At 57.2% G+C, this 17666-nt stretch carries 17 protein-coding genes and 4 tRNA genes; 7 read left to right on the top strand and 14 right to left on the bottom strand.

Annotated features, from left to right (window positions below; all coding sequences use genetic code 11):
• Window positions 1-2 precede the first annotated feature (2 nt).
• Both TU74_RS12745 and TU74_RS12740 read left to right on the top strand, forming a co-directional pair.
• Window positions 3-176: a DUF3094 family protein gene (locus tag TU74_RS12745; protein ID WP_047273641.1), complete on the top strand. Its 174-nt coding sequence runs from the start codon at window positions 3-5 to the stop codon at window positions 174-176.
• Window positions 177-242: 66 nt separating this feature from the next.
• Window positions 243-1544 (top strand): NAD(P)/FAD-dependent oxidoreductase, encoded by a 1302-nt coding sequence (locus tag TU74_RS12740; protein WP_047273639.1) that lies wholly within the window; start codon window positions 243-245, stop codon window positions 1542-1544.
• 80 nt (window positions 1545-1624) lie between these two features.
• Here the strand turns inward: TU74_RS12740 and gad are convergent, their stop codons facing one another.
• The gene (gad, locus tag TU74_RS12735) at window positions 1625-3022 is read right to left on the bottom strand and encodes a glutamate decarboxylase (RefSeq protein WP_047273638.1); all 1398 of its coding nucleotides are present in this window, start codon (window positions 3020-3022) and stop codon (window positions 1625-1627) included.
• A gap of 168 nt (window positions 3023-3190) precedes the next feature.
• Between gad and glsA the strand changes: the two genes are divergently transcribed.
• Window positions 3191-4135, top strand: a complete 945-nt coding sequence (glsA, locus tag TU74_RS12730) for a glutaminase A (protein ID WP_047292048.1) — start codon at window positions 3191-3193, stop codon at window positions 4133-4135.
• 23 nt (window positions 4136-4158) lie between these two features.
• Window positions 4159-5688, top strand: a complete 1530-nt coding sequence (locus TU74_RS12725; protein WP_048376763.1) for an amino acid permease — start codon at window positions 4159-4161, stop codon at window positions 5686-5688.
• A gap of 261 nt (window positions 5689-5949) precedes the next feature.
• On the opposite strand, the gene TU74_RS12720 is transcribed toward TU74_RS12725, so the two are convergent.
• From TU74_RS12720 to rluD, 7 genes are all read right to left on the bottom strand, one after another.
• Window positions 5950-6026, bottom strand: a tRNA-Pro gene (locus TU74_RS12720).
• 94 nt (window positions 6027-6120) lie between these two features.
• Window positions 6121-6196, bottom strand: a tRNA-Lys gene (locus TU74_RS12715).
• Window positions 6197-6201: 5 nt separating this feature from the next.
• Window positions 6202-6278, bottom strand: a tRNA-Pro gene (locus tag TU74_RS12710).
• A gap of 9 nt (window positions 6279-6287) precedes the next feature.
• Window positions 6288-6363 (bottom strand) — tRNA-Asn (locus tag TU74_RS12705).
• A 328-nt stretch (window positions 6364-6691) separates the two neighbouring features.
• The gene (gene clpB / locus TU74_RS12700) at window positions 6692-9256 is read right to left on the bottom strand and encodes an ATP-dependent chaperone ClpB (protein ID WP_047273631.1); all 2565 of its coding nucleotides are present in this window, start codon (window positions 9254-9256) and stop codon (window positions 6692-6694) included.
• A 120-nt stretch (window positions 9257-9376) separates the two neighbouring features.
• Window positions 9377-10111 (bottom strand): peptidoglycan editing factor PgeF, encoded by a 735-nt coding sequence (pgeF, locus tag TU74_RS12695; protein WP_048376762.1) that lies wholly within the window; start codon window positions 10109-10111, stop codon window positions 9377-9379.
• A complete protein-coding gene (gene rluD, locus TU74_RS12690; protein ID WP_047279261.1) occupies window positions 10108-11070 on the bottom strand; it encodes a 23S rRNA pseudouridine(1911/1915/1917) synthase RluD in 963 nt (320 codons plus the stop codon). The genes pgeF and rluD overlap by 4 nt, the downstream gene beginning before the upstream one ends.
• 148 nt (window positions 11071-11218) lie before the next feature.
• Here rluD and TU74_RS12685 point away from each other — a divergent pair, with 148 nt between their 5' ends.
• Window positions 11219-12232 (top strand): outer membrane protein assembly factor BamD, encoded by a 1014-nt coding sequence (locus tag TU74_RS12685; RefSeq protein ID WP_047273627.1) that lies wholly within the window; start codon window positions 11219-11221, stop codon window positions 12230-12232.
• A gap of 117 nt (window positions 12233-12349) precedes the next feature.
• Window positions 12350-12577 (top strand): PP0621 family protein, encoded by a 228-nt coding sequence (locus tag TU74_RS12680; RefSeq protein WP_047279014.1) that lies wholly within the window; start codon window positions 12350-12352, stop codon window positions 12575-12577.
• 54 nt (window positions 12578-12631) lie between these two features.
• Here the strand turns inward: TU74_RS12680 and thiO are convergent, their stop codons facing one another.
• Genes thiO through pilV form a run of 5 tightly spaced genes read right to left on the bottom strand, consistent with a single transcriptional unit; the run spans window position 12632 to window position 15895 of the window.
• Window positions 12632-13732 carry a glycine oxidase ThiO gene (gene thiO / locus TU74_RS12675; RefSeq protein WP_048376761.1) on the bottom strand — a complete coding sequence of 367 codons (1101 nt, stop codon included), beginning with the start codon at window positions 13730-13732 and terminating at the stop codon, window positions 12632-12634.
• Between the two features lie 33 nt (window positions 13733-13765).
• Complete coding sequence (locus tag TU74_RS12670) at window positions 13766-14167, bottom strand: type IV pilin protein (protein ID WP_048376760.1); 402 nt, start codon at window positions 14165-14167, stop codon at window positions 13766-13768.
• 11 nt (window positions 14168-14178) lie between these two features.
• A complete protein-coding gene (locus TU74_RS12665; RefSeq protein WP_048376759.1) occupies window positions 14179-14721 on the bottom strand; it encodes a pilus assembly PilX family protein in 543 nt (180 codons plus the stop codon).
• An 8-nt stretch (window positions 14722-14729) separates the two neighbouring features.
• Window positions 14730-15425 (bottom strand): PilW family protein, encoded by a 696-nt coding sequence (locus tag TU74_RS12660; protein ID WP_048376758.1) that lies wholly within the window; start codon window positions 15423-15425, stop codon window positions 14730-14732.
• Entirely contained in the window at window positions 15422-15895 is a 474-nt protein-coding gene (gene pilV, locus TU74_RS12655; RefSeq protein WP_047292034.1) for a type IV pilus modification protein PilV, read from the bottom strand. Before pilV ends, TU74_RS12660 begins: the two co-directional genes overlap by 4 nt.
• 261 nt (window positions 15896-16156) lie before the next feature.
• Between pilV and TU74_RS12650 the strand changes: the two genes are divergently transcribed.
• Window positions 16157-16663, top strand: coding sequence for a GspH/FimT family pseudopilin (locus tag TU74_RS12650; protein ID WP_047292033.1), 507 nt, complete (start codon window positions 16157-16159; stop codon window positions 16661-16663).
• On the opposite strand, the gene ispH is transcribed toward TU74_RS12650, so the two are convergent.
• Complete coding sequence (gene ispH / locus TU74_RS12645) at window positions 16660-17607, bottom strand: 4-hydroxy-3-methylbut-2-enyl diphosphate reductase (RefSeq protein ID WP_047273610.1); 948 nt, start codon at window positions 17605-17607, stop codon at window positions 16660-16662. The two genes, TU74_RS12650 and ispH, sit on opposite strands and share 4 nt — an antisense overlap.
• Window positions 17608-17666 lie beyond the last annotated feature (59 nt).

Here is a 17666-nt window from a genome sequence, read left to right as displayed (position 1 = left end):
CTATGTCCAGTCGCCTGAAACCAGATGACCAACAGCGTGTCGAAGAGTACCTGCAACTGCCACAACACCAAGTTGAGCGCCGGCCCTTCAGGCCGTGGATGCTCCTTGGCGTGGTGCTGATTGTGGTGATCGGTCTGGGCTTTTTGAGCCGCCTCCTGAGTTACCTGGCGCTATGAGCTGCAGTGCGCTCGCCCACGGGACTCAGGCACAGAATTTTTTTTCAAGCCTTGTGAGTGATACCTATGTCCCATCGTATTGTGATTGTCGGCGGCGGCGCCGGCGGCCTGGAGTTGGCGACCCGCCTGGGCAAAACCCTGGGTAAGCGCGGCAAAGCCAGCGTAACGCTGGTGGATGCCAATCTGACCCATATCTGGAAACCGCTGCTGCATGAAGTGGCCGCCGGTTCGTTGAACTCCTCCGAAGACGAACTCAACTACGTCGCCCAAGCCAAATGGAATCACTTTGAGTTCCAGTTGGGCCGCATGAGTGGTCTTGATCGCGAGCTGAAAAAGATCTCATTGTCGGCAACCCTCGACGAAAAAGGCGAAGAGCTGGTGCCTGCTCGTGAACTGGGCTACGACACGCTGGTGATCGCAGTGGGCAGTACCACCAACGATTTCGGCACCCAAGGCGCGGCCGAGCATTGCCTGTTCTTGGACACGCGCAAACAAGCCGAAAAATTCCACCAGCAATTGTTGAACCACTACTTGCGCGCGCATGCGGGGCAAACCGATGCGATTGAAAAAATCAGCGTGGCCATCGTGGGTGCGGGCGCAACGGGTGTCGAGCTGGCAGCCGAACTGCACAACGCGGCCCATGAACTGGCGGCTTATGGCCTGGACCGTATCAAACCGGAAAACATGCACATCACTGTGATCGAAGCTGGGCCCCGCGTACTGCCGGCGCTGCCCGAGCGCATCGGTGGGCCTGTGCATAAGACGCTAGAGAAACTGGGCGTCACCGTCCTGACCAATTCGGCCGTGAGCGAGGTGACGGCTGACAGCCTGATCACTAAAGAAGGCCAAGTGATTCCCGCGAGCTTGAAGGTATGGGCCGCCGGTATTCGTGCGCCCGGTTTCTTGCAAGATATTGCCGGGCTGGAAACCAACCGCATTAACCAGTTGGTCGTGCGCCCTACCCTGCAAACCACCCGCGATGACAATATTTTTGCGTTCGGCGATTGCGCGGCTTGCCCGCAACCGGGCACTGACCGGATGGTGCCGCCTCGCGCACAAGCCGCTCACCAGCAAGCGTCACTGTTGGCCAAATCGTTAAAGATGCGCCTTGAAGGCAAATCAGACCTGCCCGATTACCACTACCGCGATTACGGCTCGCTGATCTCACTGTCGAGTTTTTCAGCTGTGGGTAACTTGATGGGCAGCCTGATGGGCACAGTCATGCTCGAAGGCTGGCTGGCGCGGATGTTCTACATCTCGCTGTACCGCATGCACCAAATGGCGCTTTACGGCACATTCCGCACATTGATGTTGATGCTGGGCAGCCGCATCGGACGCGGCACGGAGCCACGCCTGAAACTGCATTGACCCCACCCGCCGCCACGGCGGCCATGCGTCAAAGCTGCGAGGCATGAAGCTCGCAGCTTTGATAGCAACGCACACGGTCATCAGCGTCCTGCGTGATTACCCGCCTCGGCTTCACGGCCTTTGAACCCGTGGGGCTGATGCTCATCAAAAAACTTGATGTCCCGCTCAAAGTCCGCCAACAACAGTTTGGCCATGTCGATCGACAGCCCCTGACGTACCAGAATCCGTTGCACTACGACGTTTTCAACATTGGCCGGCAGGCTATAGGCCGGGACTAGCCAGCCCCTTACCCGCAATCGATCTGCCAGATCGTAAAGCGAGAAGTTGGTTTTCACGCCGGGCTTTAAACGCCAGGTCAGCGCCGGGATGCCCAGTTGCGGATCGCCGTTGTACAGCATTTCAAACGGCCCGATTTTCACCAATTCACGGGCCAGAAATTGCGCCGTTTCGTAACACGCCGAATGAATGCGCTCATACCCTTCTCGACCCAACCGCAAAAAGTTGTAGTACTGCGCAATGATCTGCCCGGCCGGGCGTGAAAAATTGAGGGCAAACGTCGGCATATCGCCCCCCAAATAGTTGACGTGGAATATCAGACCTTCCGGCAGATCCTGCACGTCTCGCCACACTACCCAGCCCGCCCCTAAAGGCGCCAGGCCGAATTTATGCCCGGAAGTGCTGATGGATTTGACTCGCGACAACCGGAAATCCCACTCAATATCCGGGGCACAAAATGGAGCCAGCATGGCGCCGCTGGCGCCGTCGACATGAATCGCCACATTCAGGCCATTGCGTTTTTCCAGATCATCCAGTGCATCGGACAGCGGCTTCACGGTTTCATACAGGCCGGTAAACGTCTGACCAAACGTCGGCACCACCACGATGGTGTTTTCATCAATGCGCTCAAGCATGTCCTCGGGTGTCATGAACCATTGCCCGTCTGACATGGGCACTTCACGGATTTCAATGTCCCAATAACGCGCAAATTTGTGCCAACAGACTTGTACCGGGCCGCAGACCATGTTCGGAGTGGTGGTCTGTTTGCCCGCAGCTTTGCGGGCTGCTCGCCAACGCCACAGTGCTGCCAGGCCACCCAACATGCAGGCTTCACTGGAACCTACTGTCGAGGTGCCGATGGTGGTCGCAGCAGAGGGTGAATGCCAAAGATCCGCCAGCATATGAATACAGCGATTTTCGAGCTCAGCCGATTGGGGGTATTCGTCCTTGTCGATCATGTTCTTGTCGATGGACAGGTCCATGAGCTTGTGAACTTCATCCTCCTCCCAAGTCTGACAGAAGGTCGCAAGGTTCTGGCGGGCGTTACCGTCCAGATACAGCTCATCATGGACCAGCTGGTAAACCTCGCGCGCAGACTGCTCGGCTTCGGGGAACAGTTTGGTTGCCGCGGCATGCGCCAATGCCGATGAACCAAAAACGGGATCCGTGTCGCTATGACGTTTGGTGCGGTGCAGCGCCATGGGAACTCTCCTTGAGTGATGGACCGTGGCTGGCCGACCTCCTCATTTCTGGCTCAGCGTAGGGCTAAGAGCATAGCCAAGCATTTTGACTTTGCCCTGCCTGCGGGCATGTCTGGAAATTCCATCCTATAGTTCCCGGCGACCCAACGCACACACGGAGTGAGCGCAATGAAAACACAACCCCTGACAGTTGACGGTTCAGTAACCCACGCATTGCATGAAGCCCATCAACGTTTTGCCAATAACCACCACGGAAAAAACGCCAGTTACATCCCGTATCTGGCCTCGGTCCCGGCCAACCTGTTCGGCATCAGCATCATGTTTTGTGATGGCACCCATGCCGAAGTTGGCGACACCGATTACGCCTTTGCCATTGAATCGATTTCAAAAGTGTTCACGCTCGCCCATGTGCTGGATGACATCGGCCCGCAGTCTTTGCGCAGCAAGATTGGCTGCGATCCGACTGGCGAACCCTTCAACTCGGTCATAGCCCTTGAACTTCACAAGGGAAAACCGCTTAACCCTTTCGTCAACGCCGGAGCCATGGCCACTGTCAGCTTGCTCAAGGCCGAAAATGCGACCGCGCGCTGGGCGCAGATTGAGTCTACGTACCAGGCCTTCGCCGGACGCGATCTGACCGTCAACGAAGAGGTGTACGCCTCTGAAGCCTCGACCAATCAGCACAATCGCGGCATTGCCTGGCTGCTTCAAAGCTACGGTTATCTGTATGCCGACCCAATGGAGGTGTGCGATGTGTATACCCGCCAATGCTCGGTTGCGATCACCTGCCATGACTTGGTCACGATGGGGGCAACACTGGCCAATGGCGGGGTTAACCCGGTTACCAACACGCGCGTTGTCGCGGCCAAAACCATTGCTCCCATCCTCGCGGAAATGACCCTGAACGGCCTGTATGACACCACGGGCGACTGGTATTACAAGGTTGGATTGCCGGGCAAAAGCGGAGTGGGCGGCGGGATTCTGGCAGTGGTGCCGGGAGTCTGTGCGATCGCCGCTTTTGCTCCACCGCTGGATGTTGCGGGCAACAGCGTGCGTGGCCAACTGGCTGCCGAACACCTTAGCCGCACGCTCAATTTGAGCTTGCTGCACTGACGAAAAATGTGAAGGGAGGCGATATGGCTACCACCAGTAAAGCTAAAACTTACATGTCATGGCTGACCATCTGTTTCATGATGGTTGCCGCTGTTGCCAGTATTCGTTCATTGCCCAGCATGGCTGTTTACGGCCTGGGTTCGATTTTTCTCTATGTCATCCCGGCGTTACTGTTTTTTATCCCCGTGTCATTGGTTGCGTCTGAACTGGGCACCGGCTGGAACGGCGGGATTTATGGCTGGGTCCGACAAGCCTATGGTGACCGACCCGGGTTTTTCATCATGTGGTTCATGTGGATTCAGGTGGTGGTGTGGTACCCGATAGTGCTCGGGTTCGGAGCCAGCACGATGGCGTACCTGATTAACCCGGAACTGGCCAAGAGCGGGGTGTTCACGGCTGCGGTGATTATTGTGCTGTATTGGCTGTCGACGTTCGTTGCCCTCAACGGCCTGACAACTCTGTCGAAGCTGACGTCGTGGTTCATGCTTTTGGGGACGGCACTGCCAGCCGCGCTGCTGGTACTGTTGGGCGTAGCCTGGCTGGTACTGGGACACAAATCGGCTGCGCCCTTAACCTGGGACGCGTTGATTCCAGCGATTTTCGACACGCACTCCACCGTAAAAACAGGTTCGCACAACCTGCATCCGGATTTGTGGCGTGAGTTCACAGGCGCCATCACTGGTCTGGTGTTGATTGTCAGCAACTTCCTGGCGTTTGCCGGTATCGAAATGAACGCCATTCACGCTCGGGAACTGCGCAATCCGCAAAAGGAAATGCCCCGCGCCATTCTGCTGGCCTTTTTTATGATTCTGCTGGTGTTCATCCCCCCGACGGTCGCGATTTCACTGGTCGTGCCGGCGGATTCGACGAGTCTGACTGCGGGCGTTATTCAGGCATACGCAGCCTTCTTCGAAGGGTTCAACATGCCCTGGGCCACGCCAATCATGGCCATTTTGCTGATCATCGGTGCATTGGGCGGGGTACTGGCGTGGACGGCCGGACCTTCCACCGGTCTGTTGTTTGTGGGCAAGGCGGGAATGCTTCCACCGGTGATGCAAAAAGTGAACAGCAAAGGCGTGCAGAAGAACATTTTGTATTTACAAGCGCTCATCGTGACGCTGCTCTCGACGATTTACATCTTCATCGACAACGTATCCGATGCGTTCTGGATGATCAGCGCCATGGCTGCACTGATGTACCTGATCATTTACGTGTTCATGTTTATGTCCGCCATGAAGCTGCGTAAAACCCAGCCCGACGTTAAACGCGGTTACGTGCTCAAGGACCTGCATGGCTGGTGCTACCTGGGGTTGTTTTCAACCTGTGTGGCCTTGATTTTCGGGTTTATTCCACCGAATAACTTCAGCAGCATGCCGTTCTTTGAATATGCAGGCATCTTATTGCTGGGCTTGATCGTGGCAGGTGCCCCACCGTTTATCTTCTATGCCCTGCGTAAACCGTCATGGCAGATGGTGCCCAAGGCTGAGGCCGATCAATATTCGGCAGCGTTGCAGGACTTGCAGGATGCAGACCAAAAGGGAGTTAACCGCTAGCACAGAACGCTCCCGCGGCCGTTGCCTATGGGAGCGTCGCCTGCAAACCCTGCACCCAGGGTCTGCAGGCGTGCATTGGCGACTGCAGCGCTCTGGAACGTAGCTTCGGGGGCTACGGTTCGCCATGACCAAGAGCCAGTACCCAGCACAATGGTTTTTTTGAAGCAAAAAAAAAGCGTCCCTAAGGACGCTTTTTTCATGGCGCTGATGCGATTGGCATCAGCGCCTTATTTTCTACACCCATTACTGCCGGGCAGAAAATGGTCGGGGTAGGGGGATTCGAACTCCCGACATCCTGCTCCCAAAGCAGGCGCGCTACCGGACTGCGCTATACCCCGGTAAAAAAAAGGCACCTTCAAAGAGGCGCCTTCTGCGATCAGCGCTTTTGGCCTCTGATCTTAAGATCTAACCCCAGCGAACTGGAGCCAAAAATGGTGGGTCGTGTGGGATTCGAACCTACGACCAATTGGTTAAAAGCCAACTGCTCTACCAACTGAGCTAACGACCCAAAAATGGTCGGGGTAAGGGGATTCGAACTCCTGACATCCTGCTCCCAAAGCAGGCGCGCTACCGGACTGCGCTATACCCCGGCTTGAAAATGGCTCCACGACCTGGACTCGAACCAGGGACCCAATGATTAACAGTCATTTGCTCTACCAACTGAGCTATCGCGGAACTACATATTTCAATCTACTACGATGTTGCTTTACTACTTTGTAACTCTTTGCAATTCTCGTTGACTTCAGCGCATCGCTGCGTTGTCGTCTCTGAGGCGGGCCATTCTACAACCTTTAAAACCCTTGTCAACCATTTTTTTTCGTTAGAAGACAATGATTTAGCGCTTCTAACTGACACCTTGGTTTGGGCCAAGTTGCCGTTGCTGGTGACTGACTGCGGGGCGCACTTTACTCGCGTTTCCCTTACAGATCAACACCCTATGTAAAAAAATTCAAAAAAAGGGCCTCGCACTGCGAGGCCCCCTTTAAAGCACCACTTGCCCGCCTTACGCGAAGACGATTTCGTCGTCTTTCACACTGGCCACTACCGTGGTTCCCGGCAGGAACTGACCCGAGAGAATCAGTTGTGCCAGCGGGTTTTCGATCCAGCGCTGGATTGCACGTTTCAGAGGGCGTGCGCCATACACAGGGTCGTAACCGACCGCGATCAGCTTATCCAGAGCCTCCTGGCTCAGCTCCAGGCTCAGGTCGCGTTCTGCCAGACGGCTGCGCAGGCGACCCAACTGGATCTCGGCGATGCCGGCGATCTGATCGCGGGCCAGAGGCTCGAAGATCACCACTTCGTCGATCCGGTTCACAAACTCCGGACGGAAGTGAGTACTCACCGCATCCATCACCGCAGCACGCTGTGCCTCACGGTCCCCTACCAACTCCTGGATCTGTGCCGACCCCAGGTTAGAGGTCATCACGATCACGGTATTGCGGAAGTCGACCGTGCGACCGTGGCTATCAGTCAACCGACCGTCTTCAAGCACTTGCAGCAGTACGTTGAACACGTCCGGGTGAGCTTTCTCGACCTCATCCAGCAGGATGACCGAATAAGGCTTACGCCGTACGGCTTCGGTCAGATAGCCACCTTCCTCGTAACCCACATAGCCTGGTGGAGCACCGATCAGTCGAGCCACGGAATGTTTCTCCATGAACTCGGACATGTCGATCCGCACCATCGCCTCTTCGGTATCAAAGAGGAATTCGGCCAGCGCCTTGCACAACTCGGTTTTACCGACACCGGTTGGGCCAAGGAACATGAACGAGCCGCTCGGACGGTTCGGGTCGCTCAGGCCAGCGCGGGAACGGCGCACGGCGTTGGACACGGCCACAACCGCTTCGTCCTGACCAATCACGCGCTCGTGCAGCAAGCTTTCCATCTTCATCAGCTTGTCACGCTCGCCTTCAAGCATCTTGGACACAGGAATCCCGGTCCATTTCGACACCACTTCAGCGATCTCTTCTTCGGTCACTTTGCTGCGCAGCAACTGGTTCTCGGTCTTGCTGTGCTCGTCGACCATTTGCAGGCTGCGTTCCAGATCCGGGATGATCCCGTACTGCAATTCAGCCATGCGATTCAGGTTGCCGCTGCGGCGTGCCACTTCCAGTTCCTGGCGAGCTTGCTCGATCTTTTGCTGGATCTGGGCAGAGCCTTGCACTTCGGCTTTTTCCGAGGTCCAGATTTCTTCCAGGTCGGAATATTCACGCTCGTGGCGCTCAATTTCTTCCTGCAATTTCTCAAGACGTTTTTTCGCCGCCTCGTCTTCTTCTTTCTTGAGCGCTTGCGCTTCAACTTTCAGTTGAATCAGACGGCGCTCCAGACGGTCGAGCACTTCAGGCTTGGAGTCGATCTCCATGCGAATACGGCTGGCGGCTTCGTCGATCAGGTCAATCGCCTTGTCTGGCAACTGCCGATCCGTGATGTACCGATGACTCAGCTTGGCCGCCGCAATGATGGCACCGTCGGTAATCGCGACTTTGTGGTGCACTTCATAGCGCTCTTTCAAACCACGCAGGATCGCGATGGTGTCTTCTTCGCTCGGCTCGTCTACCAGTACTTTCTGGAAGCGACGCTCAAGCGCAGCATCCTTTTCAATGTACTGGCGGTACTCGTTAAGGGTGGTTGCACCGACACAGTGCAACTCGCCCCGCGCCAGCGCAGGCTTGAGCATGTTGCCCGCGTCCATGGCGCCCTCGCCTTTACCGGCACCGACCATGACGTGCAGCTCGTCAATGAACAGGATGATTTGACCTTCCTGCTTTGACAGTTCGTTAAGCAGCGCTTTCAGACGCTCTTCGAATTCACCCCGGAATTTGGCGCCCGCGATCAACGCACCGATGTCCAGCGACAGCAGGCGTTTGCCTTTAAGGCCGTCAGGCACTTCGCCGTTGATGATCCGCTGAGCCAGGCCTTCGGCAATCGCGGTTTTACCCACACCGGGTTCACCGATCAGGACCGGGTTGTTTTTGGTCCGGCGCTGCAACACTTGAATGGTGCGACGGATTTCATCGTCACGACCGATTACCGGGTCAAGCTTGCCTTCTTCAGCACGCTTGGTCAGGTCAATGGTGTATTTGTCCAGCGCCTGACGGGACTCTTCAGCATTGGGGTCATTGACCGCTTCACCGCCGCGCAGGTTGTTGATGGCGTTTTCAAGGGCTTTTTTACTCACGCCCTGACCCAGCAACAACTTGCCCAACTTGCTGTTTTCGTCCATTGCCGCCAGCAATACCACTTCGCTGGTGATGTACTGGTCGCCTTTTTGTTGCGCCAGACGGTCCGCCTGATTCAACAGACGCGCCAAGTCCTGCGACATATTCACGTCGCCGGTGGGGTTCTGTATTTTGGGTAGCTGGTCCAGCTCTTTGGTCAGCTCTTTACGCAGGCTGTTTACATCGAAACCGACTTGCATCAGCAGAGGCTTGATCGAACCGCCCTGCTGCTCCAGTAATGCCTGCATCAAGTGCGCTGGCTCAATTGCCGGATGATCAAGGCCGACGGCCAATGACTGAGCATCGGACAACGCCAATTGCAACTTGCTGGTTAACCTATCTATACGCATTCGTCACCTTCCTTATGAGCAGGCCGGAGGGATGGAAACTCCTGAATGAAGAAACCTGCCAGATACCTTAGTAGATGCGGGCAATTCTGGGAGTTTCAAGCGTACGGTGAATGACGCAGATCAGCTGGACGGCGTTTCGATCCAGACCAGCGAAGCAAAGCGGCCAGTACGGGAACTGCGCCGGTAGGAATAGAAGCGCGAGTCGTTGACGGTGCAAAAGCCTGCGCCGTAGACAGCTTCAATACCGCAGCGAGCCAGACGCAGACGCGCCAGCTCATAGATGTCGGCCATATAACGCCCGGCATTGACACTTGGCACGAAGGCCGAGGCGGCCTGGGGCATGTCTTTAATAAAGACATCACGCACCTCGCCCCCGACTTCAAACGCCGCGGGACCGATGGCGGGTCCAAGCCACACAAGTATCTCCTGGGGCTCAACATGGAGGCTGCGCGCGGCGGCTTCAAGCACCCCGGCTGCCAATCCGCGCCAGCCCGCATGCGCCGCAGCGACGCGTGTACCGGCGCGGTTGCAGAACAGTGCAGGCAAGCAGTCGGCGGTCATGACCGTACACGCCACGCCGGGCGTGGATGTCCAGCTGGCATCGGCTTCAACGATGCTGGACGGGTCGGCAGGCGCAACGACAACCCCGTGAACCTGGCTAAGCCAAGCGGGCTGTACGTTAAAAACGCGGGTCAGGTGTTGGCGATTTTGAGCAACGGCGCAAGGATCGTCGTCGACATGGTCACCCAGGTTGAAGCTGTCGAACGGCGCCTGGCTGACGCCGCCCGCACGGGTGGTCACGCAGGCCCTGATGCCTGCCGGCGCAGGCCAGTCAGGAATCAGGAACGCGCTCATCCGATGAAGGCCTCACGGTCTTGCTTGAGCAGCGTCAACAACCAGACAAAATCGTCAGGGAGTGGGGATTCCCAGCTCATGCGTTTACCGGTCGTCGGATGGTCCAGCTCCAGGAAGCGCGCATGCAAGGCCTGACGCGGGAAGTTCTTCAGGGATTCGACCATGGTCACACTGGCTGCCGGCGGGATACGGAAACGACCGCCGTAGGCAGGATCTCCGACCAACGGGAAGTTGATGTGAGACATATGCACACGGATCTGGTGCGTACGCCCGGTTTCCAGCTTGACCCGCACGTGGGTATGGGAACGGAAACGCTCAAGCACGCGGTAATGACTCACCGCCTGTTTGCCGCCTTCCATAACCGCCATGCGCTGGCGTTGCTGGCCGTGACGGCCGATGGGCGCGTCGATCTTGCCCCCGGCGGTGACGACACCGATGACAATGCACTCATATATCCGGCTGACACTGCGGCTCTGCAATTGGGCAACCAGCTGCGTCTGCGCCTGGATGGTCTTGGCGACCACCATCAATCCGGTGGTGTCTTTGTCCAGGCGATGCACGATCCCCGCACGCGGCACATTAATAATGTCCGGTACGTGATGCAGCAACGCATTGAGCAAAGTGCCATCAGCATGCCCCGCAGCCGGGTGCACCACCAAACCCGCGGGTTTGTTGATGACCAGGATGTCATCGTCTTCGTAAACGATGTCGAGGGGAATGTCCTGGGCGATCCACTCACCCTGGGCTTCCTGCTCTGCAGTCAGCTCCAGGATGGCGCCACCATGCACGATGTCGCGGGGACGTATGACGTCTCCGTCCACAGTGAGGCGGCCGTCTTTGATCCAGGCGGAAAGGCGCGAGCGCGAGTGCTCAGCGAATAATTGTGCGGCGACTTGATCGAGGCGTTGGCCGCCCAATTCGGACGGCACCTCTGCGCGAAGTAGTATTTTCTCGGACATGCTCATCAGGACGGCGCCAAGCCTTTGGTTTCGGCTGCGCGCTTGTGGTTAAATACGGCGTCTTTTGCCCCGAGGCTTTTCACGGGGCGCTCATCATAACAGGACGGCCTCGCCCAAGACAGCGGCCGTCATAGGGACGCAAGCCGCCATGCAAGTGAGACACCTGCTGCTGATCGCCATCCTCGCACTGACCGCCGCTTGCTCGTCGACAAAGGAAGTCGTTGACGAAAACCTCAGCGAAGTCGAGCTGTACCAGCAGGCACAGGCCGATCTGGACAACCACAGCTACACCAGTGCAACCGCCAAACTGAAGGCACTTGAGTCACGCTACCCGTTCGGCCGTTATGCCGATCAGGCTCAGCTTGAACTGATCTATGCCTACTATAAAAACTCCGAGCCGGAAGCTGCCAAGTCTGCCGCAGAGCGGTTCATCCGCCTGCACCCGCAGCACCCGAACGTTGATTACGCCTACTACCTCAAAGGCTTGACCTCGTTTGACCAGGACGTTGGCCTGCTGGCGCGCTTCCTGCCGCTGGACATGACCAAGCGTGACCCCGGCGCGGCCCGCGACTCGTATAACGAGTTCGCCCAGCTGACCAGCCGCTTCCCCAACAGCCGCTACGCGCCTGATGCCAAGCAGCGCATGATTTACCTGCGCAACCTGCTGGCGGCTTATGAAATTCACGTGGCCCACTATTACCTGACCCGTCAGGCCTATGTGGCTTCGGCCAACCGTGGCCGGTACGTGGTTGAGAACTTCCAGGAAACCCCTTCGGTCGCTGACGGCCTGGCGGTGATGGTTGAGTCTTATCAGCGCCTGCACCTCGATAAACTGGCTGACACCAGTCTTGAAGTGCTCAAAGACAACTACCCTAACCATCCGAGCCTGGTTGACGGTCAGTTTGTGCCTCAAGTGTCCGAGTCTGACAACCGCTCTTGGTTGAGCAAGGCTACGTTGGGCCTGATCGAATCCAGCACGCCTCTGCCACCGGGTGAAACCCGCGCCAACCAGGACGTGCAGAAGCAATTCCAGGATGCGAAAGACGCTATTCCTGCCGAGCTGAAGCCTAAAGATTCAGACGGCAATGTCATCGAAGAACCAGAATCGGAAGACACCAGCCGTTCATGGTTCAGCTACATGACGTTCGGTCTTTTCGACTGATCGTCACACTCAAGAAAAGAGCCTTTCGGGGCTCTTTTTTTTGCGTCGCATTTGGTGCTGGGCGCCTACACGGTCCTTGGCTAAACTGGCGCATCTTTTCTCAAATAGCGATTAGCCATGTTTCGTTTACTGATCTGGGTGGCCTTGATTGCTGCCGGCGTGTGGTTGTGGCGCAAATACAAAGCGGGCCTAACCCCCACCAAAAAACCGGTCGACCCCAACGCCCAACCGATGGTGCGCTGCGCCCATTGCGGCGTCCACTTGCCACGAGACCGCGCCCTGAGCCAACAACAAGAGTGGTATTGCACCCAAAACCATCTTGAACAAGGCCCGGGCAAACGCTGAGCAACGGGGTCGCAGCCTGGCAACGCAAGGCTGCGAGACAGCCGCCGTTATCGCTCAGAGTCGCCCTGCAGGGGCGTACGGCGCCGGATCAATGATAGGCGTGCGCTCCAGCAACAAATCTGCAAACAACTGGCAAGACGCGGGCGCCAACACCAACCCGTTGCGGTAATGCCCGCAGTTCAGCCAGAGCCCTTCAAAACCGGCGACCGGCCCGATATACGGTATGCCTTGCGGCGAACCCGGACGCAATCCGGCCCAATGCGCAACGGGCTCGGCATCCGCCAACGCAGGAATCAACGCCACAGCCGACGCTTTCAAACTCTCCAGGGCCGTCTGGGTCGGGGTTTTGTCGAAGCCTTCATGCTCCAGCGTGCTACCAATCAAGATATGGCCATCACGGCGAGGTATGGCGTAGCGGCCGTTGGCCAGAACCATGCACGACAAGAAATCCGAAGCACATTTGTACAAAATCATTTGGCCTTTGACCGGCTCAACGGGCAGTTCTATGTCCAGATGCTTGAGCAGTTCACCGCTCCAGGCCCCGGCGGCCAATACCACGGCATCCCCCAATACGGAGCCATTAACCGTATTGACGCCCGTAATCCGCTCCCCCTCCCTGACAAAGCCCAGCACCTCGGATTGTTCGTGAACCGTGACATTGGGCATCGCTTGCAGTGCCGCTTTTAGTGACTTAACCAGCCGCGGATTGCGCACATTCGCCACGTCCTTCATATAAACAGCACGGGAAAAACCGCCGCCCAATACCGGAACATGGCTTTGGACCGCCGCGATATCCACGGCACTCAAAGGTCGGCCGGCTTGCCGGGCCCAAGCCAGCGCTTGAGCCTCATCGTCCAGATCAAGCCAGTAAAGACCCGTGGTATGCACTTCCGGATCCAGCCCGGAAGTCGCCAGCAGACGCTGCGCCAAATGCGGGTAAAAATCCTGGGACCAGTGAGCCAGCGCTGTGACGGCCGGGGTGTAACGCCACGGATACAGCGGTGACACGATTCCACCGCCCGCCCAGGAAGACTCCTGTCCCACGCCACCGCGCTCCAGCAAAATTACTTGCTCGACGTCTGCGGCCAGATTAAACGCCGTCAGCAGCCCGATCACTCCGCCGCCGACAATCACTACCCGTTGATCCCTAGCCATCTATCAGTCCAGCCCTTATTCAAAAGTAATGGGTCAGCGCCCCCAACATTGCTGCGCGGTGATGCCCGGGGCCGCCTGGGTTATAGCGCTCAGACCTGTATGCGCCAACGTGAAGTTGCCACACGGATCATCTGCCATGGGCGAGCCGTCTTTTCGTGTGGCCATCAATAAAAAGGCATGATCCGAAAGGTCTGACGTGATGCTGTAGTTCTCATTGCCAGAACTGATATCCGGCAGACCGCTATATAACCCGTTTTTCGTGTAGAGCCGCTCTAGACTTTGGGCTTGCTCAGAGAGCAACACGACAATTTGAGACCGGTGCACCCGCTTCACATACTCGCTGTAAAGCGGATAAACAAAGGCCCCAAGGATACCGATGATCGCCACAGTGATCATCATTTCGATCAGCGTAAAACCTGTATTAGGCCTAACCATGTGTTCATTCCCTATTGAATTTGTCGCCACATAACCCGACGAAAACGCTGCCGGACAGGCCCGGCCTCCCCGTCCTGCACCGCCTGATGGCGCGCATAAACACTTTCGAGCACAGTGCGAGACAGCCCTCGAAGGCCAATACCGGTTATTCGATAGAGATAGACAGAGCCGTCCTTTTCAGACTGAGAAAGCGGGATGCTGAGCCCCAGAAACTGAATGCCATACAACCCATCCTGCGTTTGTATCCAGTTAATGCCTGACTGAGGATCGAGCCCTGGTGAACGCTGGCTTCTCGCCTCAACAGGGGGCGCGCAGCGGCTCGGCAAAGCACACTCCGCCATACCGGACCAATGAGCTTGCAACCACGTCTCACCGACGTGCATCGCCGCTTCGGCCCCTTGAAATGATTGATTGGCAGCCCGTATGGCACCCGCCATTTTCTCTTGCTGGCCCGCGCTTTCCATCGCAGAAAGCCCCAGAAAACCGAGCAACATCAAAAAAACCATGCTGGCCAGCAGCACCATGCCTTTTTGCGAACCTAATACGGGCGGCATAACTGTTCCTACCCCTGCCGGTTACGAACGGCGACCAGCACATGGTAGGTCTGGTCTTTTACCCGGGCCCCGGGATCTCTCAAGGTCAAGGCCAGGCGCACGCTGCGAATGCTCGTGGCATCGGCCGGTCTGGACTCATAGCGCACAACCGGGTGCGCGCTGGCTGAACCGGAGACACCGAAGCTCACCTCAAACGCGGCAACATTGTCCAGTAGCACGGTGTTACTGAGCCCGCTCTTGAGTTGGCCTTGCTCAAAACGATAAGCAACCCGACGTACCGCAAAGCCTGTTTCTCCAGGCCCCCACTCAGTCTGTGCGCCAGCAAAAACCTGCGCGTGGTGTTTGCAGTCCGTCACCACCGTCCAGTCAGGCTTGCCGGACTGAGGTCCGACGTCGGCGCTGATCATGTGCAGCGCTCCCGAACTTGAAGTTCCTTGCCATGAAACGGGTGTCGCAAACGCAGCAGGCGCATCGATGATGTGGGTCAAAGGCAAGCAGCCAAACATGCCAGCCATGCGAATTTCCTGCGCGATTTTGCTCAGCACGTAACGGGCATCCTCTTGCAGTTGCGCGGAAGCTGACTGAGCCAAAGAGGTCTGCCGGGCACTCAAGAACACCTGCGTCATCCCCAGCACCAGCAGCAAGCCCAAAGCCATCGCAATCATCAGCTCAATCAGGCCAAATCCCGAGTGGCGCTTTCTCATGACGGGCTCGCAGGCGGTATGCCGGGCAGCTGGCTGTTGAGTGTGAATGACTGCAAGGCGCCCTCGTTTTTCTCTGCACGCGAGCCGTCCCAGCGAATGTGGATACTCACTTGCCGGTCATTCAGAGAAATCTCGCCTCGGGCGCTCTCCCCGCCGAAAGCCTGTATGTTGCGTTTGAATTCGCTCAGATCCTGAGTGACGACCCCCGTAACGCTGGAGGTCCGGGCCACGCCATAAGGCCCGGAAAAGCGATAGTCCCCTGCAGAATTGGCGCGCATCCGATCCAGCATGTCGTACGCGATGAAACTGGCCTGAGTGCTCATGCGCGCGCTGTCGGTGTATTTCAGTGCACTGATTTGCGCGCCTGCGGCCCCCAAGAGGCCCACGCCTAAAATAAGAGCGGCTACCAGCACTTCAATCAGGGTCATGCCGGCTTGTCGTTTTTTAGTGCCACGCCGCTTCTGGCTCATCCCTGACCACCTGTTTTAACGGCACGTCCTGCGCCGCATTGAGCACAGCCTAGACCCGCGCTCAGCGCTCATGGATCAGAAACGGGTGAGCTCGGCTGTAGGATTGTTCGCTTGATTACGTACGCTTCAAGCAATCGCAAGGCATAAACATCGGGCAATGATTGGACGACCGCGTTTTAGGTGGCTGCCCTGTCGCAACCGCTATACCTAAGGGTGTTCACCACAAACAAGTCCAGGGAGGACGCTGTGTATCAACGAGGGATGAGTTTGATTCAACTGGTGATTACCTTGTCGATCGTCGCCACCACTGCACAATTTGCCAGCCCGGCCTACCACATGCTCACGGAACAACAACGACGCCAAACCACGGCGGAGCAATTGGCCGGCAGTTTGCGCAAGGCACGCAGCGAAGCGCTGATACGCCATCAGTACGTGGTGGTTCACGCCCGGGAGGGTGACTGGGGCAAAGGATGGAGAATGGTGCTTGATGTAAGCGGTCAGGGCCACGCTGACAAGAACAATCCGGTACTGGCCGAAACACACAACAGTCGCCTGATCCCCATAGCGGGGAACTCGCCGGTCAAACACTACGTGCGATTCAACCCGCTGGGCGAGCCATTATTGAATGCGGGGAGTTTTCAGGCAGGTACCCTGCATGTGTGCCAGACAAAAGAAGAGCTGAGTCACTATCAGGTTGTGCTCGCAAAAAGCGGGAGGATCAGCCTGCGCAACCAAAAAACTGCGCAGGCATTGTGTGCAATGGCTTAGGTGATGGCGCGAACCCGCAACTCTTTGGGCATGGAGAATGTGATGTTCTCTTCACGGCCAGCCAATTCGTCGGCCCCGGTGGCGCCCCAGGCGTGCAATTGCTGAATCACGCCGCGCACCAGCACTTCCGGCGCCGAGGCACCCGCGGTGATGCCAATGCGTTCAACGCCATCGAACCAGCTTTTTTGCAGGTCTTCAGCACCATCGATCAGGTAGGCCGGGGTGGCCATGCGCTCTGCCAGCTCCCGGAGGCGATTGGAGTTGGAGCTATTTGGACTGCCCACCACCAGCACCACGTCGCACTCGTCAGCCAGTTGCTTCACAGCATCCTGCCGGTTTTGTGTGGCGTAGCAGATGTCATCTTTTCGTGGGCCACCAATGGCCGGGAATCGCGTACGCAGGGCATCGATCACCCGGCTGGTGTCGTCCATCGACAGCGTGGTCTGGGTCACGAAAGCCAGTTTTTCGGGGTTGTGCACTTGCAGGTTGGCGACGTCTTTTTCGTCTTCAACCAGGTAGATAGCGCCGCCATTGCTGGCGTCGTATTGCCCCATGGTGCCTTCAACTTCCGGGTGACCCGCGTGGCCAATCAGGATGCATTCGCGGCCATCACGGCTGTAACGCGCCACTTCGATATGAACCTTGGTGACCAAGGGGCACGTGGCGTCGAACACTTTCAGGCCGCGCCCGGCAGCTTCACTGCGCACGGCCTGAGAAACGCCGTGGGCACTGAAGATCACAATGACGTCATCCGGCACCTGATCCAGCTCTTCAACGAAGATCGCTCCGCGCGAGCGCAGGTCTTCGACGACAAATTTGTTGTGCACCACTTCGTGGCGAACGTAGATAGGTGGGCCGAATACTTCAAGAGCGCGATTGACGATCTCAATCGCTCGGTCCACCCCGGCGCAAAAACCACGGGGGTTGGCGAGTTTGATGTGCATGCTAGGCCTCGTGGGACGCGCAGAAAGATAATGCCAAACAGGCCCGGCCATTTAGCCGG

Source organism: Pseudomonas lundensis (genome assembly GCF_001042985.1).
GTDB lineage: Bacteria > Pseudomonadota > Gammaproteobacteria > Pseudomonadales > Pseudomonadaceae > Aquipseudomonas > Aquipseudomonas lundensis.
Note: the sequence above shows the minus strand (reverse complement) of the source record. Positions and strands in the feature narration are given on the sequence as shown.